The sequence below is a fragment of the Cupriavidus sp. SIMBA_020 genome (assembly GCF_046535395.1).
GTDB classification, from domain to species: domain Bacteria; phylum Pseudomonadota; class Gammaproteobacteria; order Burkholderiales; family Burkholderiaceae; genus Cupriavidus; species Cupriavidus campinensis.
Genome location: NZ_JAWRWU010000393.1, coordinates 1 through 281, shown reverse-complemented (window position 1 = coordinate 281; position 281 = coordinate 1). Strand labels below are relative to the sequence as shown.

The 281-nt window shown below is 64.4% G+C and carries 1 protein-coding gene; it reads right to left on the bottom strand.

Translation table 11 applies throughout. The annotated features are described in order from the left end of the window. Positions 1 to 216, bottom strand: a 216-nt coding sequence (locus SB751_RS29740) for a patatin-like phospholipase family protein (protein WP_410748989.1), incomplete at its 3' end; no start/stop codon positions are given. Positions 217 to 281: the final 65 nt, after the last annotated feature.

Here is a 281-nt window from a genome sequence, read left to right as displayed (position 1 = left end):
CACCTCGGCCCGGCGAATGCCGCGCCAGAGGCTCTCCAGCTTGGCCGTGCCTTCCTCGTGCGGATGGCAGGCTAAATACGCGCCGTTGATGGCGCCGGCCGATGCGCCGATCACAATGTCCGGCGCCATGCCCCACTTCACCAGTTCCCGCAACATGCCGACCTCCATGGCACCGAGGCTGCCTCCACCGGCAAAGACGAATGCTGTTTTTTCCATAGCTGGGCCCGCGGAGAGCCATCCTCCCCGGATTCTCGATCTGTTCGTGGCGACAGCATAGGCCA